The sequence below is a fragment of the Cupriavidus cauae genome, from assembly GCF_026210475.1.
GTDB lineage: Bacteria > Pseudomonadota > Gammaproteobacteria > Burkholderiales > Burkholderiaceae > Cupriavidus > Cupriavidus cauae.
On record NZ_CP080294.1, the window covers coordinates 2,244,037 to 2,268,054 of the forward strand.

General features: G+C 69.8%; 16 protein-coding genes and 1 pseudogene. 15 read left to right on the forward strand and 2 right to left on the reverse strand.

From position 1 onward, the window contains the following. The first annotated feature begins 331 nt into the window (after positions 1-331). The 4 genes from KZ686_RS25335 (at position 332) to KZ686_RS25350 (ending at position 5,430) form a co-directional block, all read left to right on the forward strand. Positions 332-1,021: a (2Fe-2S)-binding protein gene (locus KZ686_RS25335; protein ID WP_226105612.1), complete on the forward strand. Its 690-nt coding sequence runs from the start codon at positions 332-334 to the stop codon at positions 1,019-1,021. Further along, positions 1,018-2,151, forward strand: coding sequence for an FAD binding domain-containing protein (locus tag KZ686_RS25340; protein ID WP_226105610.1), 1,134 nt, complete (start codon positions 1,018-1,020; stop codon positions 2,149-2,151). Before KZ686_RS25335 ends, KZ686_RS25340 begins: the two co-directional genes overlap by 4 nt. After that, the gene (locus tag KZ686_RS25345) at positions 2,148-4,442 is read left to right on the forward strand and encodes a xanthine dehydrogenase family protein molybdopterin-binding subunit (RefSeq protein ID WP_265634021.1); all 2,295 of its coding nucleotides are present in this window, start codon (positions 2,148-2,150) and stop codon (positions 4,440-4,442) included. The genes KZ686_RS25340 and KZ686_RS25345 overlap by 4 nt, the downstream gene beginning before the upstream one ends. A gap of 229 nt (positions 4,443-4,671) precedes the next feature. Beyond that, entirely contained in the window at positions 4,672-5,430 is a 759-nt protein-coding gene (locus KZ686_RS25350) for a MetQ/NlpA family ABC transporter substrate-binding protein (RefSeq protein WP_407648638.1), read from the forward strand. Positions 5,431-5,452: 22 nt separating this feature from the next. Here the strand turns inward: KZ686_RS25350 and KZ686_RS25355 are convergent, their stop codons facing one another. After that, positions 5,453-6,367 carry an EamA family transporter gene (locus KZ686_RS25355; RefSeq protein ID WP_265634025.1) on the reverse strand — a complete coding sequence of 305 codons (915 nt, stop codon included), beginning with the start codon at positions 6,365-6,367 and terminating at the stop codon, positions 5,453-5,455. 184 nt (positions 6,368-6,551) lie between these two features. Here KZ686_RS25355 and KZ686_RS25360 point away from each other — a divergent pair, with 184 nt between their 5' ends. Beyond that, positions 6,552-7,439 (forward strand): LysR family transcriptional regulator, encoded by an 888-nt coding sequence (locus tag KZ686_RS25360; protein WP_265634028.1) that lies wholly within the window; start codon positions 6,552-6,554, stop codon positions 7,437-7,439. A 57-nt stretch (positions 7,440-7,496) separates the two neighbouring features. On the opposite strand, the pseudogene KZ686_RS25365 reads toward KZ686_RS25360, so the two are convergent. Further along, positions 7,497-7,619 (reverse strand): annotated as a pseudogene (locus tag KZ686_RS25365) (tetratricopeptide repeat protein); the annotation flags it as partial. 185 nt (positions 7,620-7,804) lie between these two features. Here KZ686_RS25365 and KZ686_RS25370 point away from each other — a divergent pair. The 10 genes from KZ686_RS25370 to KZ686_RS25415 all read left to right on the forward strand — a co-directional run bounded on the left by KZ686_RS25370 (position 7,805) and on the right by KZ686_RS25415 (position 23,990). Continuing rightward, entirely contained in the window at positions 7,805-8,326 is a 522-nt protein-coding gene (locus tag KZ686_RS25370; RefSeq protein WP_265634030.1) for a sigma-70 family RNA polymerase sigma factor, read from the forward strand. A gap of 88 nt (positions 8,327-8,414) precedes the next feature. Beyond that, positions 8,415-9,449: a FecR family protein gene (locus tag KZ686_RS25375; protein WP_265634032.1), complete on the forward strand. Its 1,035-nt coding sequence runs from the start codon at positions 8,415-8,417 to the stop codon at positions 9,447-9,449. Positions 9,450-9,555: 106 nt separating this feature from the next. Next, the gene (locus KZ686_RS25380; protein WP_265634034.1) at positions 9,556-12,015 is read left to right on the forward strand and encodes a TonB-dependent receptor; all 2,460 of its coding nucleotides are present in this window, start codon (positions 9,556-9,558) and stop codon (positions 12,013-12,015) included. 10 nt (positions 12,016-12,025) lie between these two features. After that, on the forward strand, positions 12,026-12,766 hold the full coding sequence (locus KZ686_RS25385; protein WP_149318332.1) for a DUF4198 domain-containing protein: 741 nt from the start codon (positions 12,026-12,028) through the stop codon (positions 12,764-12,766). Continuing rightward, on the forward strand, positions 12,767-13,066 hold the full coding sequence (locus tag KZ686_RS25390) for a DUF3649 domain-containing protein (RefSeq protein ID WP_265634037.1): 300 nt from the start codon (positions 12,767-12,769) through the stop codon (positions 13,064-13,066). Positions 13,067-13,155: 89 nt separating this feature from the next. After that, complete coding sequence (locus KZ686_RS25395) at positions 13,156-14,754, forward strand: PepSY-associated TM helix domain-containing protein (RefSeq protein ID WP_265635436.1); 1,599 nt, start codon at positions 13,156-13,158, stop codon at positions 14,752-14,754. After that, positions 14,751-15,038: a DUF3325 domain-containing protein gene (locus KZ686_RS25400; protein WP_265634040.1), complete on the forward strand. Its 288-nt coding sequence runs from the start codon at positions 14,751-14,753 to the stop codon at positions 15,036-15,038. The genes KZ686_RS25395 and KZ686_RS25400 overlap by 4 nt, the downstream gene beginning before the upstream one ends. Positions 15,039-15,331: 293 nt before the next feature. Continuing rightward, positions 15,332-17,593 (forward strand): DUF6603 domain-containing protein, encoded by a 2,262-nt coding sequence (locus KZ686_RS25405; RefSeq protein ID WP_265634042.1) that lies wholly within the window; start codon positions 15,332-15,334, stop codon positions 17,591-17,593. A gap of 2 nt (positions 17,594-17,595) precedes the next feature. Then, the gene (locus tag KZ686_RS25410) at positions 17,596-20,142 is read left to right on the forward strand and encodes a hypothetical protein (protein ID WP_265634044.1); all 2,547 of its coding nucleotides are present in this window, start codon (positions 17,596-17,598) and stop codon (positions 20,140-20,142) included. Beyond that, entirely contained in the window at positions 20,139-23,990 is a 3,852-nt protein-coding gene (locus KZ686_RS25415; RefSeq protein ID WP_265634046.1) for a hypothetical protein, read from the forward strand. Before KZ686_RS25410 ends, KZ686_RS25415 begins: the two co-directional genes overlap by 4 nt. Positions 23,991-24,018 lie beyond the last annotated feature (28 nt).

Consider the following 24,018-nt stretch of genomic DNA (forward strand, 5'->3'; position numbering starts at 1 on the left):
ACTTCGCCATGGCTGCCGTTCCGGCGTAGCCAGTGCCAACCGGGATGGGCATCCGCCGCGCAACGATCGCCGTTTTTTCCCACCGTTTTTTCCAACTGCTACCCGCCAGGATTGCATCGCCGCGCCCATACGCACCGGCCCGCACCGACTCGAGCGGGCCCGCGCCGGCCCCAGCGCCGGTCGCGGATGTAGCACGGCGCACGTTTACCTCCGATTCCGTACCCGCTCGACGGCCTGCCGCCGGTCCCGCCGCCTTGGCGCAGCCCTTGCGTGGCCGCCCAGAGTGCTCCGCTTTCGCCGGGGCGCCGATGGCGAAACACGGAGGACCGACATGCTGGCACCCGAGCCCAAACCGATCACCGCCTCCCCGGGCCCGAACCCGCCGCGCGCCCTGCCCCCGCGGCTGCCGGTACGCCTGCGCATCAACGGCGCGGATTACACGCTGCACGTCGAGCCCTGGGTCACGCTGCTGGACCTGCTGCGCGAGCAGCTGGACCTGACCGGCACCAAGAAGGGCTGCGACCACGGCCAGTGCGGCGCCTGCACGATTCTTGCAGACGGGCGCCGCATCAACGCCTGCCTGGCGCTGGCGGTGGCCTACGACCAGGCCGACATCACGACCGTCGAAGGACTGGCCCGCCTGTCCGGCGACCAGCGCGGCCTGCATCCGCTGCAGCAGGCCTTTATCGAATGCGATGCCTTCCAGTGCGGCTATTGCACGCCGGGCCAGCTGTGCTCGGCGGCGGGGCTGATGAACGAAACGCCTCCCCGCAACGTGCCGGAGATCCGCGAGCGGATGAGCGGCAACCTGTGCCGCTGCGGCGCCTATCCGCAGATCGTCGAGGCCGTGTCGCGCGTGGTGCTGAACGGGCACGGCACGGCGCGGGGCGAAGGCAAAGACGAAGGCGAAGGCGAAGGCGAAGGGAACCGCACGGCGGCCGGCGCAACCCCGTCATCGGCGTCATTGGAAGCGGGACCATCGACGCCATCGTCTTCGACGCCATCGGAGCCGACGCCATGAACCCGTTCCACTACGAACGCGCCGACACCGTGCCCGCGGCGCTCGCCCTGATCCATGAAGCCGCCGAGCGCGCGGAGGGCAACGCCTCCGCACGCTGCCTGGCGGGCGGCACCAATCTGGTCGACCTGATGAAGGTGGACGTGATGCGCCCCGTCGCGCTGGTCGACCTGGGCCTGCTGCCGCTGGCCGAGATCGAGGAACAGCCCGACGGCAGCCTGCATCTTGGCGCGATGGCCCGCAATGCCGATACCGCGGAGCATCCGCTGGTGCGCGAGCGCTATCCGCTGCTGCGCGCCGCCATCCTGGCCGGGGCCTCGCCGCAGATCCGCAATATGGCGACGAACGGCGGCAACCTGCTGCAGCGCACGCGCTGCTACTACTTCTACGATGCCGGCGTGCCATGCAACAAGCGCGCGCCGGGCACCGGCTGTCCGGCGGCGACGGGACTGGCCCGCCAGCACGCGATTCTCGGCGCCAGCGAGCATTGCATCGCCACCCACCCGTCCGACATGTGCGTGGCGCTGGCCGCGCTGGACGCGACCGTCCATGTCGAATCGGTCAATGGCACGCGCGAGATTCCCTTCGGCGAATTCCATCGGCTGCCCGGCGACCGGCCGGATGTCGATACCACGCTGGCGCCCGACGAAATCATTACGCACCTGTCGCTGCCGCCCGCGGAGGCCTTCGCCGCCCACAGCTGCTATCTGAAGGTGCGCGAGCGCGCGTCGTATGCCTTTGCGCTGGTGTCGGTGGCGGCGGCCCTCGACCTCGGGCCCGACGGCCGCATCCGCGCGGCCCGGCTCGCGTTGGGCGGCGTCGCCCACAAGCCCTGGCGCGACACCGAGGCCGAGGGCTTGCTGGTCGGCAAGCCGGCGGACGCCGAAGCCTTCGCCGAGGCGGCCCGCTTCATCCTGCGCGAAGCGCGTGCCTGGGGCGGTCCCGCCCTGCCGGAAAGCTGGCCGGCTGGCGTGACGGAAGGCTTGGCGGAAAGCCTGCCGGAAGGCGGCCCCAACAACGCCTTCAAGATTCCACTGGCCGAGCGTGCCATCGTGCACGCCCTGGAAATGGCGGCAGCCGGCATCCTGACCAACACCGGGCAGGACGCTTGCCGCGAGGAGACGCTGGCATGACCAAGACCGTGCTCGAACCGATCGACGAGAATCAGCAGCCGATGGCAGTGCCCGGCTCCGGGCAGTCCGGGATCGGCACGCCGACGCCGCGCATCGACGGCGTCGCCAAGGTGACCGGCCACGCCCGCTATGCGGCCGAACATCCCGCGCCGGACCTGGCCTATGGCGTGGTGGTCAACAGCACCGTCGCGCGCGGGCGCATCGTGTCGATCGACGCCAGCCGGGCGTTGGCGGTGCCGGGCGTCCTCGATGTAATCACGCATGAGAACCGCCCCAAGGTCCGTTCGCTGCGGCTGTTCTACAAGGACATGACCGCCCCGGCCGGCTCGCCGTTCCGGCCGCTGTATGACGACCAGATCCACTACAGCGGCCAGCCGGTCGCGCTGGTGGTGGCGGAAACCTTCGAGCTGGCGCGCTATGCCGCGATGCTGGTGCAGGTCGAATACGAGGCCGCGCCGCACGAAACCAACCTGCTCGCGAACCTGCAGCGCAGCCACGAGCCCTCGTCGCTGAAGGCCGGCTATTCGCCCACGCCGAAGCCCAAGGGCGACGCCGACGCGGCCTTCGAAGCCGCGCCGGTCAAGATCGATGCCGAGTACTACGCCGGCGTCGAGCACCACAACCCGATGGAGATGCACGCCAGCACCGTGATCCGTGACAGCCGCGGCCATCTGCTGATCCACGACAAGACCCAAGGCTCGCAGAATTGCCGCTGGATGGTGTCGCGCGTGTTCGGCCTGCCCAAGCGCAAGGTCGTGGTGCGCAACCAGTTCGTCGGCGGCGCCTTCGGCTCCGGCCTGCGCCCGCAGTACCAGCTGCTGGTGGCGGTGATGGCGGCGCTGAAGCTGCAGCGCTCGGTGCGCGTGGTGCTGTCGCGCCAGCAGATGTTCACCTTCGGCCATCGTCCCGAAACGTGGCAACGCGTCCGGCTCGCCGCCGACACCGACGGCCGGCTGAAGGCCGTGATCCACGAGGTCGCGGCAGAAACGTCGCGGCACGAGGACTACGTCGAGGTGGTCGCGAACTGGTCCGGGCAGCTCTACGCCAGCGAGAACGTCCGCCTGAAATACCGGCTGGTCGACCTGGACCACTACACGCCGATGGACATGCGCGCGCCGGGCGCCGCCCACGGCGTGCATGCGCTGGAAGTCGCGATGGACGAGCTGTCGTACGCCGTCGGCATGGATCCGCTGGCGCTGCGGCTTGCAAACTACGCCGAGCGCGACGGCAACAAGGGCCTGCCCTTCTCGACCAAGTCGCTGCGCGAATGCTACGAGGAAGGGGCGCGGCGCTTCGGCTGGGCCAAGCGCTCCCCGCAGCCCCGTTCGATGCGCGACGGCCATGAACTGGTCGGCTGGGGCATGGCCACCGGCACCTGGGACGCGATGCAGATGGCCGCGCGCGCCAGCGCCACGCTGCATGCGGACGGCACGCTGGAGGTCGCCAGCGCGGCGAGCGACATCGGCACCGGCACCTATACCGCCATGACGCAGATCGCCGCCTCGGCGATGGGCCTGCCGCTGGAGCGCGTGGTGTTCCGCCTGGGCGATTCGGAATTGCCGTTCGCGCCGATCGAGGGCGGCTCCTCGCATGTGGCGACGGTCGGCTCGGCGGTCGATGGCGCGTGCGAACGCCTGCAACGCCAGCTGTGGCGCCTGGCACGGGGACAGCGCAACGGCCGCTTCCAGGGCTGCACTTTCGAACAGGTCGCGTTTCGGGACGGAATGATCTGCCTGCGCGCCGATCCCGCCGTCGCCATGCCGCTGACCGAACTGCTGTCGGCCCACGGCAAGGCGCAACTGGGAGTGCGCTACCTGCTGGTGCCGAACCTCGCCGAACAGAAGAAGACCGTGCGGGCGGTGCATTCGGCCGTGTTCTGTGAGGTGCGCGTCGACGAGGCGCTGGGCCTGGTGCGCGTCATGCGCGTGGTCAGCGCCGTGGCCGCCGGCCGCATCGTCAATCCGCTGACGGCCCGCAGCCAGGTGATCGGCGGCGTGGTCTGGGGCATCAGCCAGGCGCTGCACGAGGAAACCCATGCCGACCATGCGCTGGGCCGCTTCATGAACCATGACATCGCCGAGTACCACGTGGCCGCCAACGCCGACATCCGCGATATCGACGTCGTCTTTGTCGAAGAGGACGATCGCATCGTCAGCCGCATCGGCGCCAAGGGCGTCGGCGAGATCGGCATCGTCGGCGTCGCGGCCGCGATCAGCAACGCGATCTTCCATGCCACCGGCCGCCGCCTGCGGACGACGCCGATGACGCCGGACAAGGTGATGGCGCGGTAGATCGCCCTCCACGCCGGACGCAGCCCGTTCGTTGCGCATATGCGCTCGCCGCATATGCGCATGCCAATTTGCAGCTTCGCTCCCGTCTCGCCCGTCCCTACAATGGGCCGGCATGTTTGCCGGCGCCGCCGCGCCGTTCCAGAACAGAATCGAGAACCAACGGGAGAATTCGATGCGAGTCGCAAGCCGAGTCCGGATACTGGCCACCCTGCTGCTGGCCTTTGGCGCCATGCAGTCCGCCAGCGCGGCGGACCCCGACAAGAAGGAAATCCGTTTCGGTGCGACCGCCGGCCCCTATGCCGACCAGATCCGCCATGGCATCAAGCCGATCCTGGAGGGGCAAGGCTACAAGGTGACGATCGTCGAGTTCAGCGACTACGTGCAGCCGAACCTCGCGCTGGCCGATGGCGCGCTCGATGCCAACGCTTTCCAGCATGCGGTCTACCTGAAGACGTTCTCTGCCGATCGCAAGCTGCAGTTGTCGGAGGTGGTGCAGGTACCGACCGCACCGATCGGCATCTACAGCCGCAAGCACAAGGCACTCAGCGACGTGAAGCCGGGCGCCACCGTGTCGCTGCCGAACGATCCGACCAATCTCGCGCGCGCCATCGCGATCCTGCAGCAGATCGGCTGGGTCACGCTCAAGCCGGGTACGGACGCGGTCCGCGCCTCCGAGCGCGACATTGCGGGCAATCCGCACAAGCTCAAGCTGGTGCAGCTCGAAGCGGCCCAGCTGCCCCGCTCGCTCGACGACGTCGACTATGCCTTCGTCAATGGCAATTTCGCGCTGGCATCGGGCCTGAAGCTGACCTCGGCGCTGGCGCTGGAGAATATTCCCGACTACTACATGAACCTCGTCGCCGTCAAAACCAGCGACCTGAACAAGCCCTTTGTGGCCGATATCCGCAACGCCTACCATTCGGCCTCGTTCAAGGCCGTGACGCAGCAGCGCTTTGCGGGGTTCGTGGTCCCGGCGTACCAGAAGTAGCGCAATCAGAAGCAGCGCATCGTCAAGGCCGCCCCGCGCCCGCGGGGCAGCGTGGCGGCAGCAGTGGCCGGGCCACGATGCCCATCAGCGCCAGCCAGATCAGCGCGAGCGCCATCACCGTATTGGCCGACACCGGCTGCCGGTAGACGAACGTGGCGACGATGAACTGGGTGGTCGGCAACACGAACTGCAGCAGGCCGTTCATCGACAGCGACAGATGGTTGGCCGCGTACGAGAACAGCATCAGCGGGATCGCGGACACCAGCCCGGCCATGGCCAGCGCAGCCAGATGCAGCGTGGACATGCCGGCCGGCAGGGCCAGCGTCATGTCCGAGAACATCAGCGCCAGGCCGCAGCCGATCGACAGGAACACCGTCTCCATCAGCAGGCCGCTGACCGCGTCCAGCGGCGTAAACCTCTTCAGGCAGGCATAACCGCCCCAACTGATCGCGGCCGTCAGATAGAGCCAGTGCTGCAGTTCGCCGCTGCGCAACAGCAGCAGCGCGATCGCGGCCGCGATCACCAGTAGTGCCGCGGCGACAACCTTGTCGACCTTCTCGCGAAACACGATCACGCCGGCCGCGATCGAAATGCAAGGCGCCGTCAGATAGCCCAGGCCCGTTTCGACGACATGGCCGTGGATCGAACTCCAGATGAAGACGGCCCAGTTCACCACCACCAGGCACGAGGCCGCGACATGCAGGGCCAGCACGCGCGGCCCCAGCTTGCTGCGCAATGCCCGCAAGCGCCCGGTCAACCAGAGGATGGCCAGCAGCGTCGTCAGCGAAATCAGGATGCGGTAGCCGACCAGCGTCGTCGGCGCGATGCCGGCCAGCAGCCGCCAGTACAGCGACGACGCGCCAAACACGACGTTGGCGGAAACGCCGGCCGCCGCCGCGGCCATGCCGTTGGGAAGTCCGGGACGCGATAGGGTCATGTAGATAAGCCTCGTCGATACGTGGGGAGCGCTTGCCGCAGCCGGACGCAAGGCCCGGGATGTCATCCTGGGATGCCAGCCGGGGATGCAAGCCCGGATGCAAGGTGTCTTCATCCCCACTGTAGGGCCGCCGATCCATCGCGTAAAATGAATTGCCCCGAACCGATCATTCGGAGAAATCGATATGCTGGAATTGTCGGACCTGAAGACATTCGCCGCGGTCGTGCAGGCGGGCGGCATCAACAAGGCCGCCGAATCGCTGCATCGCGCGCAGTCGAGCATCACGGTGCGCATCCAGCAGCTGGAAGAGAAGCTCGGCGTCACGCTGTTCCATCGCGACGGCCGCAAGCTGCAACTGTCGCCGGCGGGCAAGGTGCTGATGGACTATGCGGAACGGCTGCTCGATCTGGCCGACGAGGCGGCCGAGGCCACCCGCAACGACCGGCCCAGCGGCACGCTGCGGCTCGGCGCGATGGAAAGCACGGCAGCGGTCCGCCTGCCGCAACCGCTGGGCCTGTTCCACGAGATGTATCCGGACGTCGCCCTGGAGCTGTCCTCCGGCGACCCGGCGGAGCTCGCCGAACGGGTCATCGATGGCACCCTCGATGCGGCGCTGACCACCGATCCGGCAGCGGACAAGCGCCTGCATGCGATGCCGATCTACGAGGAGGAACTGGTCATCGTCGCCAATGCCGACCATCCCCCGATCGCCTCGCCGAAGGACATTCCCTCGAAGACGATCCTGGCCTTCCCGCGCGGCTGTCCGCATCGCCGCTGCCTGGAGGACTGGTTTGCGCGCTCGCGCACCGCGCCGCGGCGCGTCGTCGAGGTCGGCTCCTATCACCTGATTCTGGGCTGCGTGGCGGTCGGCATGGGCGTCGCGCTGGTGCCGCGCAGCATCGTCGGCATCTACAGCGAGCGGGCCCGCCTCAGCCTGCATCCCTTGCCCGCCAAATCCGGCCGCATGGTGACGCGGCTGATCTGGCGCAAGGACGCCGCCGAGGCGAACATCCTGGCGCTCTCGCGGGTGTTGCTCAAGGGCAAGGCCGTGGCGCCGGTCGGTCGTCCATAGCGGCCCCATATTGCGAATCATTGCCCACGACGCAGGCCATTCGCCCGCCCGCCAGCGCTAGGGCTTGAGCGCCGGATGCTTCAGCGCGTGCGCCGTCTCCACCAGGTGGAAGCGGAAATTGCGCTCGTCGCGGTCGAGCCCCAGCTGGCCATCCCGGTAGGCCATGGCGAGCGCCTGGATCCTTCCCCTCCTCCGCTCCTTTTCGCCCGTCTTTCGCTTTCTTGCCGCCTTGACAGGTTTTGTTTAACTCTGTTATTGATAATGATTACTATTTACAACCTTTCTGACGCCATTTTGCCGTCCGCGTCGGCATGCCGCCTTCCGCTGCGCCGGACCGGCGGCCGAGCGGATCCAACTGCTGGAACATGAGTACGCCGGGCTGTCTTCTCCCTACGAGCATCGAGTCGCTGTATTGCGACCACCATCTATGGCTCAAGGGATGGCTCCACCGGCGTCTGGGCAGCGCCGACCAGGCCGGCGACCTGGCGCACGACACCTTCGTGCGGCTGCTCAACAGCGATCGCGTGCCGAGCCGCCTGGACGAGCCCCGCGCCTACCTGACCACCGTCGCGCAGCGGCTGGTGTCCAACCACTGGCGCCGCGAAAAGCTCGAGCGCGCCTATCTCGAAGCCCTGGCGCAGGCGCCCAGCCGGGTCGAACTGTCGCCCGAGGAACGGGCGATCCTGCTCGAGACGCTGCTCGAGCTCGACTGCCTGCTCGACGGATTGCCGCGGATCGTCAAGGAGGCCTTCCTGCTGTCCCAGCTCGACGGGCAGACGCACGCGCAGGTGGCAGAGGCGCTGGGCATCTCGATCCCGACGGTCAAGCGCTACATCGTCAAGGCGCTGCAGCGATGCTTCTTCGCCGACCTGTCGTTCGTCGCATGACGCCGCATGAAGCGACCTGAAGCCGCAGCCCGTCGAATGAACGCGCATCCCGCCCCATCGCCTCGCATCACGATCGGATAACGCCCCCTTGGCTTCCTCCTGGTACCAGACCACAGCCGACGCCGCCAACATTCCGGCCGACGTGGCCGAGCGCGCGCTGGAATGGCTGCTCGAACTGCAGGGCGCTGACGTGGCGCCCGAGGTCGTCGAGGCCTGGAAGTGCTGGCGCGCCGCGCATCCCGATCACGAGCGGGCCTGGCAGCGGATCGAATCGGTCAAGGACCGGCTGCGGCCGCTGTCGTCGCCGGTGACCGCCGATATCGCGCGGGCCGCGCTCGCCCCGCCGGGTTCGCCGGGTTCGCCGAAGCGCCGGCGCGCGATCAAGGTGCTGGCGGTCTCGCTGTTCGCCGGGGGCCTCGCCTGGAGCGCGCGCGACCCTACGCCGTGGCGCCAATGGACGGCGGACCATCGCACCGCGGTCGGCGAGCGCCGTTCGCTGGTGCTGGCGGACGGCACGCAGCTGTGGTTGAACACCGCCAGCGCGGTCGACATCGAGTTCGACGCGGCACAGCGGCGCGTCAGGCTGTTGGCCGGCGAGATCCTGATTGCCACCGCCAAAGACCAAGCGTCGCCACCCCGGCCCTTCCTGGTCGAAACCGCGCAGGGCACGGTGCAGGCGCTGGGCACGCGCTATGTCGTGCGCCAGCGCGGCGACGATACCGAGGTCAGCGTGTTCGAGGGCAAGGTCCAGATCCGCCCCAACCGCAATGCCGCCAGCGCGATCGTGCTGCCGGCCGGCTATCGCGCCAGCTATACGGCGGACAGCATCACCTCCCCTGCCCCGGCCGAGAGCGCCGGCGCGACCTGGGCCGAAGGCTTCATCGTCGCCCGCAGCATGCGTCTGGACGATTTCCTCGCGGAACTGGGCCGCTACAGCGACGATGCGCTGTCGTGCGACCCGGCGCTGGCGGGCCTGCGCGTGTCGGGCTCGTTCCCGGTCGACGACATCGGCAAGGTCCTGAGCGCGCTGGGCACGACGCTGGAGGTTCGCACCGAAGTTGTGACGAGGCTATGGGGGCGAAGGGAGATCCGGCTTGTCCGGGCACCCGCCGCAAAGGGGTAATTCACGACGATCTGCAAAAAAAGTTGCCGCGAGCTGATCCGTTTTGGTTTCTCGCGGGTCATGGAGGTGAGCACTCCAACTTCTCCTCCTTCAGAAAGGTCAGATCATGGGTTCCCTCCGGGTCCACGTCACGGCGCCGACGCGCCAGCCTACTCACCGATTCCGGCGCAAGCTGCTGGCCCGCGCGGCGCGGCACATCGCCTTCGGCGCCGCCGTTGCCGCGCCGGTGCTATCGATCCCCGCGATCGCGCACGCCCAGCCGGCGGCGGCAAGCCGCAGCTATGACATCCCCGCCGGCACGCTCGAATATGCGCTCAGCCGCTTCGGCCGCGAGGCCGGCATCATGCTGTCGTTCAAGCCGGAGCTGACCGCCGGCCGCAGCAGCACGGGCCTGCAGGGCAACTACACGGTGCGCCGCGGCCTGGACACGCTGCTGGCCAATTCGGGGCTGGTGGCCGTCGAGCAGGCGAACGGCACCTATGTCGTCAATGCCGCGCCGCGGTCCGCGGATGCCGGCGAAGGCGTCGCGATGCTGCCCACGGCGACCGTGGTGGCCTCCGCTAGCGACGGCGGCCTGCCGGCGCCCTATGCCGGCGGCCAGGTTGCGCGCGGCGGCGGCCTGGGCGTGCTGGGCACGGCCGACGTGATGGACGTGCCGTTCAGCACCACCAACTACACCGCCGAGATGCTGCAGGACACGCAGGCCCGCACGCTTGCGGACGTGGTCGTCAGCGAGGCCTCGGTGCGCACGCTGACCTCCAGCGGCGGCTTCGGCGAGGATTTCCAGATCCGCGGCTATACCGTGTCGAGCGGCGACGTGGGTTTGAACGGCCTCTACGGCATGGCGTCCGCGAACCGGATGCCCGCGCTGATGATGGAGCGTGTCGAGGTCCTCAAGGGCCCGGGCACGCTGATGTACGGCATCGGCCCGAGCGGCAGCATCGGCGGCGCGATCAACGTCGTCACCAAGCGCGCCGGCGACGAACCCCTGACGCGCCTGACCGGCACCTTCCAGAGCAAGTCGCAGCTGGGCGTGCAGGCGGACATCGGCCGCCGCTTCGGCGAGGACAAGGAATGGGGCGTGCGCTTCAACGGCGCCTACCAGAACGGCAAGACGACGCTGGACGACGGCCGCGCCGAACAGACCGTCGGCGCGATCGGCCTGGACTATCGCGGCCGCAGGCTGCGCTGGTCGCTCGATGCCTACAGCCAGCACGAGGGCATCGACAACTTCCGTCCGCAGATCGGCTTTCTGCCGACGGTCACCGCCATTCCGGACGCCCCCTCCGGCCACCGCAATTTCTATCCCGGCACGAAGCTGAACCTGCATGACACGGCCGTGATGAGCCGCGTCGAGTACGACATCGCACCGAACCTGATGGTCTGGGGCGCGGCCGGGTATCACGAGGGATCGACCTATCAGGACTTTCCTTCGGGCCGTGTCAACGCACAGGGCAACTTCACCGTCAACAACGCCTGGTATGACGCGTACAGCAAGACGCGGACCGCCGAGGTCGGCGCGCGCGCGAACTTCGCCACGTGGAACGTCGGCCATACCGTGACGTTCAGCGCCACGCGGCTCGACCAGGAGGCGGGCAACTTCTACCTGGCCAATCCAGCCGCCGACGGCGTGCCTTCCAGCATCTACAACCCCGTGCCGATTCCCCCGGTGCGCGGCATCCGCGGCGATGCGCAGCGCGCTTCGGAAACGGAGCTGACCAGCTTCTCGCTGACCGATACGCTGTCCTTCGCCGACGATCGCGTGCTGATCACCGGCGGCCTGCGCCATCAGCGCGTGGCGCTGGAGAACTTCACCGCCGGCGTGCAGAGCGGCAAGTACGACGACAGCGCGGTCTCCCCGCTCGCCGGCATCGTGATCAAGCCGCTGTCCAACGTGTCGGTCTACGGCAACTACACCGCGGGCCTGACGCGCGGCGGCGTCGCCCCGGCCGGCACCGCCAACGCGGGCGAGGTGTTCGCGCCGTACAAGTCCAAGCAATACGAGGCCGGCGTCAAGGTCGACTGGAGCCGCCGCGTCACCACCACCGTGTCGGTGTTCCAGATCGAGCGCCCCAGCGCGGTCACCGATCCGGCCACCAACATCTACAGCTTCGACGGCGAGCAGCGCAACCGCGGCCTCGAGCTGTCGGCCTATGGCGAGGTGATGCGCGGCCTGCGGCTGATGGCGAGCGCCACCTTCTTCGACGCCAAGCTGACCCGTACCGCCGGCGGCGTCAACGACGGCAAGGACGCCAATAACGTGCCCAAGCGGACCTTCAACCTCGGCGTCGACTGGGATACGCCGTGGGTGCAGGGCCTGAGCCTGTCCGGCCGCATGCTGCATACCTCGTCGATGTACTTCAACGCGGCCAATACGCTGAGCCTGCCCAGCTATACCCGCTACGACATCGGCGCCCGCTATCGCACCCGCGTCGGCAGCACGCCGGTGGTGCTGCGCGCCAATGTGCTGAACCTGTTCAACGACAACCACTGGCTGGCCAGCGGTACCTATGTCACCGTGGCCGCTCCCCGCACGCTGATGCTCTCGGCGCAATTCGACTTCTAAGGGCTATCCCATGAAATCTTCCGCATCGCTCGCCTTCGCGCTGATGGCCTTCGCCACCGCGGCGCATTCGCACCAGATCTGGATCGAGCAGGCGCCCGGCCAGAACGCCAGCGTCCGCTTCGGCGAATTCGCCGAGAACCTGCGCGAGGTCTCGCCCGGCACGCTGGACAAGCTCGGTGTGCCGAGCGCCGCGCTGCTCTCGGCCAAGGGCGAGCAGGCCGCCGACGGCGTCAAGACCGGCGACGGCTATACGTTGCCCTTCCAGGCCAAGCGCGGCGACGCGATCGTCGCGCAGGCGCCCCACTACCCGCTGTACCCGTTCAAGCGCGGCGACCAGCAGTTGACCGGCTGGTATTTCCCCGCCGCGCGGCTGGTGACGGACCTCGCGCCGCAGGCGCCCAAGCTGGTGCTCGACGTGGTGCCGGCCGGCAAGGCCGGGGAACTGCAGGTGTTCTTCCGCGGCAAGCCGCTGCCCAAGGCCAAGGTCGCGCTGGTGACGCAGTCGGGCTGGGCCAAGGAGAAGCAGACCGACGAGCAGGGCAAGGTCGCCTTCGATATGCCGTGGCAAGGCGTCTACGTCGCCGAGGTCAGCCATCAGGACGAAACCCCGGGCGAGCGCCAGGGACAGGCCGGGCCCGAGCGATATCATCGCGTCGACTATGTCAGCACGCTGACCTATGTCAAACCCGACGGCCTGCCCGCCGTGCCGGCCATTCCCGCACCCAACGCCGACAAGAAGGCCAAACAGTAAATGCAAGCTGCCGTGCCCCGAGCCCTGAAGATCGGCTCGCTCGTCTCGCGCATCGTCGCCGCCGTGCTGGGCGGCTATGCGCTCGCGGCGCTGGCCAGCGTCGCCGCGCTGGCGCTGCCGATCAGCAAGCCGCAAGCCGTGCTGACCGGCATGCTGGCCAGTTTCGCCATCTATGCGGGCGCCGTGATCTGGGTGTTCGCGGTACGCAGCGCGCGGCGCGCATGGGCCGGACTGCTGGTGGCGGCCGTCCCGCTGCTGCTGGCGGCCTGGTATGCCGGCGTGGGAGGGAGCGCATCGTGAAGTCCACCGCGAACTCTACGGTGACGCCGCGCAACGTCATCGACAACCACAGCGACATCGCCGCCAGGGTCCGGGGCATCCGCCAGACCATGTCGGACCTGCATACGTGGGCCGGCCTGCTGGTCGGATGGATTCTCTACGCGATGTTCCTGACGGGCACGGTCAGCTATTTCAAGGACGAGATCTCGCAGTGGATGCGGCCCGAACTGGCGCATCAGCTCGAAGTGCCCGATCCCGCCGCGGCCGCGCAGCGCGTGGCCGACACGCTGGCGACCGTCGCCGCGGGCAGCCCGCTGTGGGGCATGGAGATGCCGACGGACCGGCACAACGTGGTCAGCGCGTTCTGGCGCACGGTGGGCGCCCCACCCGGCAAGCGCACGTTCGACAGCGGCACCTTCGACCCGGCCACGGGCCAGAAGGTCGCGGCGCGCGAAACCCACGGCGGCGAGTTCTTCTATCGCTTCCACTTCCAGTTCCACTACATGCCGGTGCTGTGGGGACGCTGGCTCGCGGGCTTCTGCGCGATGTTCATGCTGGTGGCGATCGTCAGCGGCGTGATCACCCACAAGAAGATCTTCGTCGACTTCTTCACCTTCCGCTGGGGCAAGGGCCAGCGTTCCTGGCTCGATGCGCACAACGCGCTGTCGGTGTTCGGCCTGCCCTTCCACCTGATGATCACCTATACCGGCCTGGTGACCCTGATGGCGATGTACATGCCATGGGGCCAGCAGGCAGCCTTCAAGACGCCGGCCGAGCGGCAGCAGCTGACGGCGCAGCTGAATGCGTCGCCGCCGCCCGGCAAGCCGAGCGGCATCCCCGCCAAGCTCGCGCCGATCGATGACATGGTGCGCCAGGCCCAGGCGCGCTGGGGCCAGCACAACATCAGCCGCGTGACGATCGCCCATGCCGGCGATGCGTCGGCCCGCGTCACCGTGCTGCGCGGCGAGGCCGCGCGCGTGTCGATGAGTCCGCAGTACCTGGTGTTCGACGGCGCCACCGGCAAGCTGCTCGAGACGCGCGACAGCGTCGGCCCGGCCGCCGAGGTGCGCGGCGTCATGTATGCGCTGCATCTGGGGCGATTCAGCGATCTGCAATTGCGCTGGCTCTACTTCATCGTCAGTCTTGCCGGCACCGCGATGGTCGGCACGGGGCTGGTGATGTGGACCGTCAAGCGTCGCCAGAAGCTGCCTGACCCGGAGCGGCCGTATTTCGGTTTCTGGCTGGTCGAGCGTTTGAATATCGCCGCGATCGCCGGGCTTTCCGTTGCGATGACGGCGATGCTGTGGGGCAATCGTCTGCTGCCGGCGGAACTGGCAGCCCGCGGCGCCTGGGAGATCCACCTGTTCTTCATCGCGTGGGCGGCGACGCTGCTGGTCGCGCTGATGCGGCCGGCAAAGAAGGCGTGGATCGAGCTGCTGTGGCTGGGCGCCGCGCTGCTGGCGCTGCTGCCGGTGCTGAACGCGCTGACCACCGACCGCGGCCTGTGGGGCAGCGTGGCCGACGGCGACTGGGTCTTCGCCGGCTTCGATCTGATGATGTGGGCCCTGGCCGCGCTGCACGCGATGCTGGCGCTGCGCACCGCCCGGCATCGGCCGCGGATCAAGCCGGCCAGAAGAACGCGCGCGAGCACCGCCACCGCCGCCGCCACCACCTCCGCTCCTGCCACGCTGTCGGAGGACCGCGCATGATGGACCTGCTCGCCTTCATCCTTTGCATCGTCGCGTTCGGCGCGCTGGCCCTCGCGATGGAGCGGCATCAGCAAGCGGTGTTTGACGTTCTGCTGCCACGCTCGCGCACGCGCATGCTGCGCGCCGCCGGCTGGCTGGGACTGCTGCTCGCGTTGTGGGTCCTGGTGGGCCACCGCGGCTGGGCGCTCGGGTTGGTGCATTACAGCGGGCAGACCAGCCTTGCCGCGGGCCTTGTCCATGTCGCGTTGATCTGGCGGGAGCGGCGGCGCATGGCTGGCCGCTAGTTGTCTCCGCTGGTCGTCCCCGCCAAGGCGGCATCGATGGCCGCGCGCGCAAACGCCGCGGCCATGGCTCTGTTTCAGCCCTGATACGAATAAAACCGCACGCGGACCAGACCTGCACAGAATTCATTTGCGTCCATCGTTGCCGTCGCCTCTGATAAGACGTCCCTGTCCTTCCATCGTGTGAGGCATCGGGGGTGCCGAGCGGCACTGCCCCACCCGGATCGCACGGACCGCCTGCTCGCCCGGCCTGGCCGGGCGGTCCTCGATCGACGCAGTACGCCAGGGCACGACGCATGGCCAGCAGCGAAGTCATCCGATACGCGGTGGAATTTGGGGACAGCCTGCGGCGTGCGCTCGGCCCGGCCGCTCCCACCGCGGATCTGGATGCGATGCAGGCGGCCGCACAGCAATTGGATCTGCTCGCGCAGCAGGCGCCGTCCGCGAGCGCCTGGACGGCGGCGGTCGACGCCTGGACCGCCGCGCGCGACAAAATCGCCGCGCATCTGCACCGCTATCTGCTCGAAGGCCTGCCCGATATCCCGGGCCTGCAGGAGCTGGTGCGCGCATTGAACTGGGACAGCCCGCAGGGCCTCAATGGCGAACTGCCGCTCGGCCCGCTGAAGCTGGCGTTTTCCTCGTCATCGCTGGTGCTGCAGCCCAAGCTGCCGGACAACACCACGCTGCCGCCATTCACCGTGGGGCCGCAGCAGCCATCGGGCATCGCGGTATCGCTGCCCTTCCCGTTCGGCGGCGGCCTGCCGGGCGGCGGCGCGATCGTGCGCCTGCCTTCGTCCGCCGGCTTCGGCGGCGCGCTGAACGTGCCGCTGGGCCCGGTATCGGTCAGCGCATCGGCGGTGCTGGAGCGCCTGCCGGACGGCGTGCCGTCCTTTCTGGCGCTGATGGGCGTTTCCTTCGTGCCGCCGATCCAGCTGTCCTTCGGCTTCTCGCTGGACCGCGTCGGCGGACTGGTCGGCGTGCACCGTCGCGCCGATACCGAGGCGCTGGCGCTGGCCGTGCGGACCGGCGCGGCGGCCGACACGCTGCTGGCCACGCGCCCGCCGGCCAACCCCGGCATCGCCATCGAAGCGCTGCGCCGCTTCTTTCCGGCGTTCCGCGACCACCATCTGATCGCGCCGACCTTGCGGCTCGCGTGGCTGTCGGCGGGCGCGGGCAGCTTCCTGTCGCTCGATCTCGGACTGGTGGCCGAGGTCCCCAGCGGCAAGGTCGTTCTGCTCGGCGTCGCCCGCGCCGGCATCCCGGGCGTGCCGGGGCTGGTGCAGTTGCGGCTGGACCTGCTCGGCATCGTCGATCCGGCGCAGGCGTTGATTTCCCTCGACGCCAGCCTGGTCGACAGCCATGTGCTCGGCGTCTTCTCGGTCTACGGCGATGCCGCGATGCGGCTGCACTGGGGCAGCCAGGCGTATGCGGTGGTGTCGATCGGCGGCTTCTATCCGGGCTTCAACCCCGAGCCGGCGCAGCTACCGGCCCTGCGCCGTGTCGGGCTGTCGCTGCAAACGCTGGGCGGGCCGCTGTCGATCCGCGCCGAGGGCTATCTGGCATTCACGACCAACACCATCCAGCTCGGCGGGCGCTTCGACATCACGTTCTCGATGGGGCTGACCGCGCACGGCTTCCTGCAGCTCGATGCGCTGGTGCAGTTCCGCCCGTTTGCCTTCGTCGCCAATGCCTCCGCGGGCTTCGACGTGCGCGCAGGCGGCTTCAGCTTCGGCGGCGTGCGGCTCGACGGCACCGTGTCCGGTCCCGGGCCGCTGGTGATTCGCGGCCGGCTGACCATCGAGACCTTCCTGTTCGACGTCTCCTGGGACGAGACCTTTACGCTGGGCAGCGGCCCGGCCGATATGGCGGCCAGCCCCGGCGAACTGCTGACGATCGTGCAGCAGGAGATCGTGCGGGCCGGCAATGTGCGGGCCGCATCGATCGACGATCCGGCCGTGGTGCTGGCCCCGCGCCCCACGCGCCCGGGCGTTGCCGCCGTGCCGCCGACCGGCGCCCTGCAATGGTCGCAACGCCGCGCGCCGCTGGGCCTGCCGATCGACCGCGTCGACGGCTTGCCGCTGCCGGCGCGCGCCGGCGTGCGCGTGTTGACGCCGGGCGATCCGGTCACCGAACGTTTCGCGCCGGGCCACTACTGCAACCTGAACGAGGCCGAACAGCTGAACCGGCCACCGTTCGACATGCTCGATGCTGGCGTGGTGCTGAGCAGCGGCGCGGCGCACTACAGCACGCACGTGGACGACACGCGCGAGGTCGAGCTGGTCGTGATCCCGCCCGAACTGCAGGACGCAGAGGTCGCCGCGCGCACCGATCTGCGGGCGATCGCCCACCTGGTCGCGGCCAGCCATCGTCCCCCCGCGCTTGGCAGTAACGCGCAGCTGATCCACGCCACCCGCGAAGTGTGGGCCACGGTTCCGCCCACGGAATTGGCGCACTACACCAGCGCCACCGCCGCGCATGCCTTCGCCCGCGGCAACAGCACCAGCGGGGCGGTGCCGATGGCGGACCTGCTGTCGCCGGTGGACCTGTCGGGAGTCTGAGCATGGCCAAGTTCCATTCCTGGCAGGTCACCGCGCTGCGCCACGGCGCCAACGGCAACGTGGTGGCGGGACGCCTGCAGGCCGGCGCCACGCTGACGCTGGAGGAAATCGTCCTCAGCGGGACGCCCCGCTCAATCACCGCGCCCGCCCCCTACGAGCTGTTCGGGCCGGGCGATGTGCAACGGCTGGCGCCCGGGACCATTACCCGGCGCTATCCGCCCCCGGGCGCGTCCGATGCGGAAAACACCAAGCGCGCGCTGGTCGAATTCAGCCACGCCGATACGCTGGACCTGCCGTGGCGGTATTCGCCCGATCCGCGCCTGCCCGCCGCGATCCGGCCATGGCTGGTGCTGGTGGTGGGCCTGCCCACCGACGTCGTGCCGGGCCGCGATGGCCGCGTCACGCTGTCGCCGCAGGCGCAGGCCGCTCACCCGCTCGGCGACTCGCACCAGTGGGCGCATGTGCATGAGGTCGACGGCGACTGGTACAGCCGCATCCTGAGCCCCGTAAAACTGGAGCCCCAACGCGCCTATGTCGCCTGCCTGGTGCCCACCTACGTGGTCGAGCCCGACGGCACGCTGCGCGATGCGTGGCCCGTCGTCGCGGGCCAGCCGGTGCGTGTCACGTGCTACGACAGCTGGGGCTTCCGTACCGGCGAAGGCGGCGACTTCGGCGAGATCGCCAAGCGGCTGCGCACGCCCGCCGATGGCGAACTGAAGGAGGACTTCGGCCGCGCGAAGCTGCATTGCGTGCGGCGCGGGCAGGCGGCTGCCGGCGAGCCTGCCATCGTGGCCCTCCCGATGGGCGGCGCGCTGCAACGGGTCAGCATGGTGGGCGCGCCGGCCGACCCGGTCGCGCCCTGGCTCGCCGCGGAAACCGCCGCGCTCACCGCGATGCCGCCCATGCCGCCGGGCCGCTGGCTGCTGACCGCGCCGCGCTACCACGCGCCGTTCACGATGCCGGGCACGGCGCCCAGCGCAGGCTGGAGCGCGCAGTTTCATACCGATCCGCGCCATCGCGGCGCGGCCGGTCTCGGCGCATGGGCGGCCATTGCCTGGCAGGACCGCATTGCCAAGGCCGCCGCCGCACGTGCCGGCGACCTGGCGATCGCACGCGAGCGCATCGGCAATGTCGCGCTCGGGGTCGAGGTCTCGCGCTCGCTGTGGTTCCGCCATCTGCCACCCGATCCCGTCGACAAGCTGGCGGTGCTCGGCGCGATGCTGGGGCGCATGCCGGTCAACGAGCAGCAAACGGTGTCGTCGGCCTTGACCGGCCGCACGCCCGGCATGGTGCCGGCGATCTGGTCCTCGGCAGCGCGGCGTGCGCTGCGTCCTGGTCCTGCGCGCTCGGCGTTGACGCGCGACGGCGTCATTCCGCATCGCGTGCTGCTCGAAGCGGCCGCCGCGTGCCCGGTGGCGCCCGACGATCCCGATGCGATCTGGCACAAGCCGCGCGGGGATGCCGGCCCCATATTGAAGGACGCGGTGCGGCGCGCCTTCGATGACGAGCGGCAGGCCGACGACCTGTTCCGGCTGCTGATGGACAGTGAAACGACGACGGACCTGAACCGGCTGGCCGCCGCGCTCGATGCGCTGACGCCCGACGCCGATGGCCGCGTCGATCTGGACAAGGTCATTCGTGCGGTGCGCGAACCGCCAACGCTGATCGACGAGCCAACTACGGGCCAATGGGTCGACACGCTGGCGTCGCGCCGCACCCGTTGCCGGCCGGTTGACCTGGACCTGCTGGGCCAACGCGTCGCCGATGCCGTCGACCCTTTCGCCGCGCGCCCGCCCGTGGTCAATCGCGTGCTTGCCACCCTGCCCGGCATCGTCGACATCGGCCCCGTCGAAATCGAACCCGAGCTGGATCTGCCGCTTTGGCAATTCCTCAATGAGGCCGCGCCCGACTGGATGCTGCCCGGCATCGGCGACCTGCAGCAGGACCGCGTGGTGGGCCTGGCCACGCACGCTGCTTTCGTGGAAGGCGTACTGGTCGGCGCCAATCAGCAGGCGCTGGGCGAACTGCGCTGGCGCAATTTCCCGATCGCTCCCCGCTGGTCGCCGCTGCGCAAGTTCTGGCAACGCGCCAGTGGCCAGTTCGATATCCATCCGATCCGCAACTGGCCCGCCGATACGGCATTGGGCGGGTCCGCGCTGACGCCGACCCCGCGAGCCACCGAGGCGGTGGTGCTGTTCAAGACCCCGCTGTTCCGGCGCTATCCGGACACGGTGGTGTATCTGTACCGGGCCGAGGCCGATTGGACGGTGCCGCCCGCGGACCAGCCGCTCGACGAGTCGCGCAAGCAGTTTCCGACCTTCCCCGGCAGGATCGGCCCGGATGTCGCGTTCTTCGCCTTCAACGTGGCACCGGCGGATCTGGCGAATTATTGGGTGGTACTGGAAGAGCCGCCGGCCGGCTACCGCTTCTACAGCTGGCACGACGATCAGGACCGGCCCACCGGCACCGTCGCCGACGGCGCGGCCTACGGCTTCGAGACCTTTGCCCCACCGGTGCGCGTGATGATCGGCAAGCTGGAGCTGGCATGAGCGCCGTCGAGGTATTGGCGCCCCTGCGCATCGAAACCCGCTTCTACGCGCCGGACGGCACCCGGCCCGGCTGGATGCTGCGGCTGCGCGTATGGCCCGACGAGTTCTCGATGGCGCGCCGGCCCATCGCGCCGTCGCCGGCCGAGCTCGACCTCTACGACGACGTGCTGCGCCAATTTCCGCTCGATGCCGGCATGCAATGGCGCATGCTGTGCGCGCGGCTCGGCGTCGAACGCGCGCTGTGGCTGCGGCGGAGCGTTGCCATCGTGGCCGAGCCCGCGCCGCATGCGGATCGCGGCGCAGCCCAGCCGCGCGATCCCTCGGCCTGGCCCGACACGCATCAGCCTTACGGCCTGCCGCCGGCGATCCATGTCTGGTTCGTCGAGGCCGGCCAGGGCGGCGCCCCAACGCTGGCCGGCACGATGCACCCGAACCGCGAACGGATTGCCGAACAGCTCGGTCTGACCGCGTTCGAGACGCCCGCCGCCTCCGGCGAACTGCCGCGGACATGGTGGACCTCCTTCGACATCGCCAAGGCGGTCGGGCTGGCAATCGAGATCCCCTTCCCGGCCGGCGCGCAGCCGCCCGCGCTCGATGCCATCGTGGTGGCCGGCATGGGCGACGTCTCCCCGGAACCGCTGATCGCGATGCATGCCGTCACGGGCCGGCTGTCGGTGCTGCGGCCTGGGACGCCAACCAATACCGTGGACGGCGAGGCCACCGCCGACGCTGGCAGCAACCCCGGCAGCAATCCCGGCAGCAATCCCGGCGGCAATCCCGGCGGCAATGCGGCCGCATGGGAAGGCATCGACGATGCGCTGCCCGCTGCGGACAGCGCGTCCGCCGCCGTGATGCGGGCGCTGGCCGGGCCGGATGCCGTTCCGATCAAGCTGCAAGGCGGCGACGTCGACGCCGGCGGACACGATCCGCTGGTCGTGAATGCGCTGTGGCCCGTGCTGTGGGGCCACGCGCTGCGCGATGTGATCGGTGCCGGCGAAGACGAGGCGCGCCTGGCCGAATGGGCGCAGGCGTGGCTCGCGCCGCAGGGGCCGTATCCGGCGATCCGCGTCGGCTCACAGCCCTACGGTTTGCTGCCGGCCACCGTACTCGCCAGCTGGTCCGGTCAAAACATCACGGCGGGACAGATTCGCGACTGGACCGGCCCATGGCGCGATGCGGCCGCCGCGGATGCCGCGATCCACCCTGGCACCGTGGTGGGCGCGTCCGCGCAGCGGGCCGTCGATCTGCTGGGCGAAGACACGCCCACGCGCCGCTGGGCCGTTCGCCTCGTCTCGCCGCTGCCGGTGGTCAACGCGATCCGTGCGACGCGGGGCCTGCCGCCGCTCGAGCCGAGCGCCTTGGAGCGGGAGACGGCATCGAGCCTGGCCGGGCGCAAGACGCCGCTGTCGCCGCTGGGCGCCTTCACGGAGCAGGCGCATCTGCCGGCGAGCACGCCGGAAGCCGACGCCGACGACCCCGACACGCTGCGCCTGCTGCTGGAGGAAGACAGCGAAGCTTTCCCGTACCGCTGGGACCGCAAGCTCGGCCTGCTCGGCCATCTGATCTTCGAATCGCTGTGCCTGCTGCGCGCCAGCGTCGGCCTGGCGCGCGAGGCCATCGACGCCTGCCAGGCCGTCGACCCGCACGCGCCCTTGCCCATGCAGGCCGGCACCGATGCGCTGATCGATCTGGTGCGGCGCGGCTACCCGGGGACGCCGTCGCAACCGCAGCTGGACGACCTGTTTGCTTCGGCCGATCCCGGCGCACACAGCGTGGCCAAGCGCTGCCTGCGCGGCATCGAGGCACTGGTCGGCCTGGTGCGGGCCTACGCCGACGATCCAGACGGCGTCTTCAGTTGCGTGCTGGCCGCGCTGGATACCGCCAGCCATCGCGTGGATCCGTGGATCACGGGCCTTGCCTGTTCACGGCTGCGCGAATTGCAGGACACGCGTGCGCCGTGGCGGCTGGGCGTATACGGCTGGGTCGATGCGCCGGCGCCCTACGATGCGGCCAATCCCGGCCATGGCCTGCCGCCCGGCCCCACCGCCGCCGGGCTGCTGCACGCGCCGTCGCACGCGCAAGCGATGACGGCCGCGCTGCTGCGAGATGCGGCGGTTCGCCATCCAGGCGATACGCGCTGGCAGATCGAGATCGATTCGGCCCGGGTTCGCGCGGCCATGCGCCTGGCCGAGCGTGTCCGCCTCGGCGTGCATCCCTATGAGGCGCTGGGCCTCGAGGTCGAACGCATCGTCGGCGACTGGGATACCGTGCGCAAGCTGCGCGAGGACTACCCGATTCGCGACACGCATGCCGGCACGCGATGCTGCGACGGCGCGCGCGTGCTGCGGCTGCTGTTCCGGCCGCAGGCGGGCGATCCGCCGCCACCGACGCTGCCGGCCGGCGCGCGCGAAGCGCTGGCGACCTGCGATGCGGCGCTCGACACCTATGCCGATCTGCTGGTGACCGACGGCATCCATGCGCTGGTCACCGGCCATGGCGGCCTGGGCAACGCGGCGATGGAGGCCGCGGCGGGCCTCGGTCCGCCGCCCGAACTGCGGGCCATGCGCACGCCGCGGCAGGCCACCAGCGTGCGCGTCTCGGCGTGGGCGGTGCTGCCGCCGGGCAATGCCGCGGGGACGGGCGCACCCCCGGCCGTGCTTGCCGATCCGGCGTTTGCCAGCCTGCTCGAGCAGGAACTGGGCGCTGCCAGCGGCTGGACCTGGACCATCGGTGCCGATACCGTGAGCCTGGCCGACCTCGGCCTGCATGGCATCGAGGCGTTCGCGCTGCCGCCGGACGAATTGACGCAGCGTCTGCGCGGCGAACGCGATGCGTCGTTGCCATTCGCTTCCGGCACAGGCGCCGACAAGCTGGCCCGAGCCACGCGCCTCGCCGAGCTGCTCGGCGGCGGCGACAGCGATCCGCCGCTGCCCGGTGCGATCGATGGCCGCGACGACGACGCGGCGCCCGCCTCGCCATTGCGCGACGCGATGGTGGCCGATCTGGCGGGCCGCCTGAGCGGGCTGCGGAACCGGCTGACGTCGCTGCTGGGCTCGCTTGCCGCGGCCGATCTGAACGACCCGGCCGCGGTGGCATGGTGCCTTGCGCAATGCCGCGCCTGGGGCGCCGTGCAGGCCGACGATGCCGAGCCGCTGGCGCAGGCGCTGGCGCGCTTGCAGACCCGCCTGGCGGCCGCGCCGGAAGCCGAAGCCGAAGCCAACAGCGTGCGCGGCCTGCGGCAATCGATCCGCGCCCTCGTCGGCCACGCCCGCCTGCCGGTGCTGCCGCTGGTGCCGTCGCTGGCCGTCGGTCCGCTGCGCGCCGCGATGCGCGACGACGAAGGACGCCCGCGCACCGACCGCGAATGGCTCGAGATCGTCGCCGCCGTGCGCCCGCGCCTGGCGAGCCTGGAGGCCTGGCAACTCGATCCCGCGACACAGCCGTGGCGCGCCGCCGTGCGGACCGCCGATGGCTCGGGCGATCCGTGGAGCCCTGCAGGGCCGGTGGTGGTGGCCTACGGGCCGGACCCTGCCGCGCTCGCCGGCAGCATGGCGACGGTGGCGATCGCCGGTCTCGACGCCTGGCAGGACGCGATCCCGTCGACCCGGCACACGACCAGCGCGGCCTTCGGTTTCAACGGCCCGAAGTCGCGCGCGCCGCAGGCGGTGCTGCTGGCCGTGCCGCCCGACGCGAGCCGGCGCCTGAACGACGCGGAACTGGCGGCACTGGTGCTGGAGACGCGGCAGCTCGCGCGTGCCCGCGCCTGCCGTCCGCGGGCGGGCAGCCGGGTCGCGACGCCGGCGGCGCTGTCGTCCCTGCCGGAGATGTTCTGGAGCCATTGGACCTGACGGCACGCCCCGTCCCTGGACAACCGCT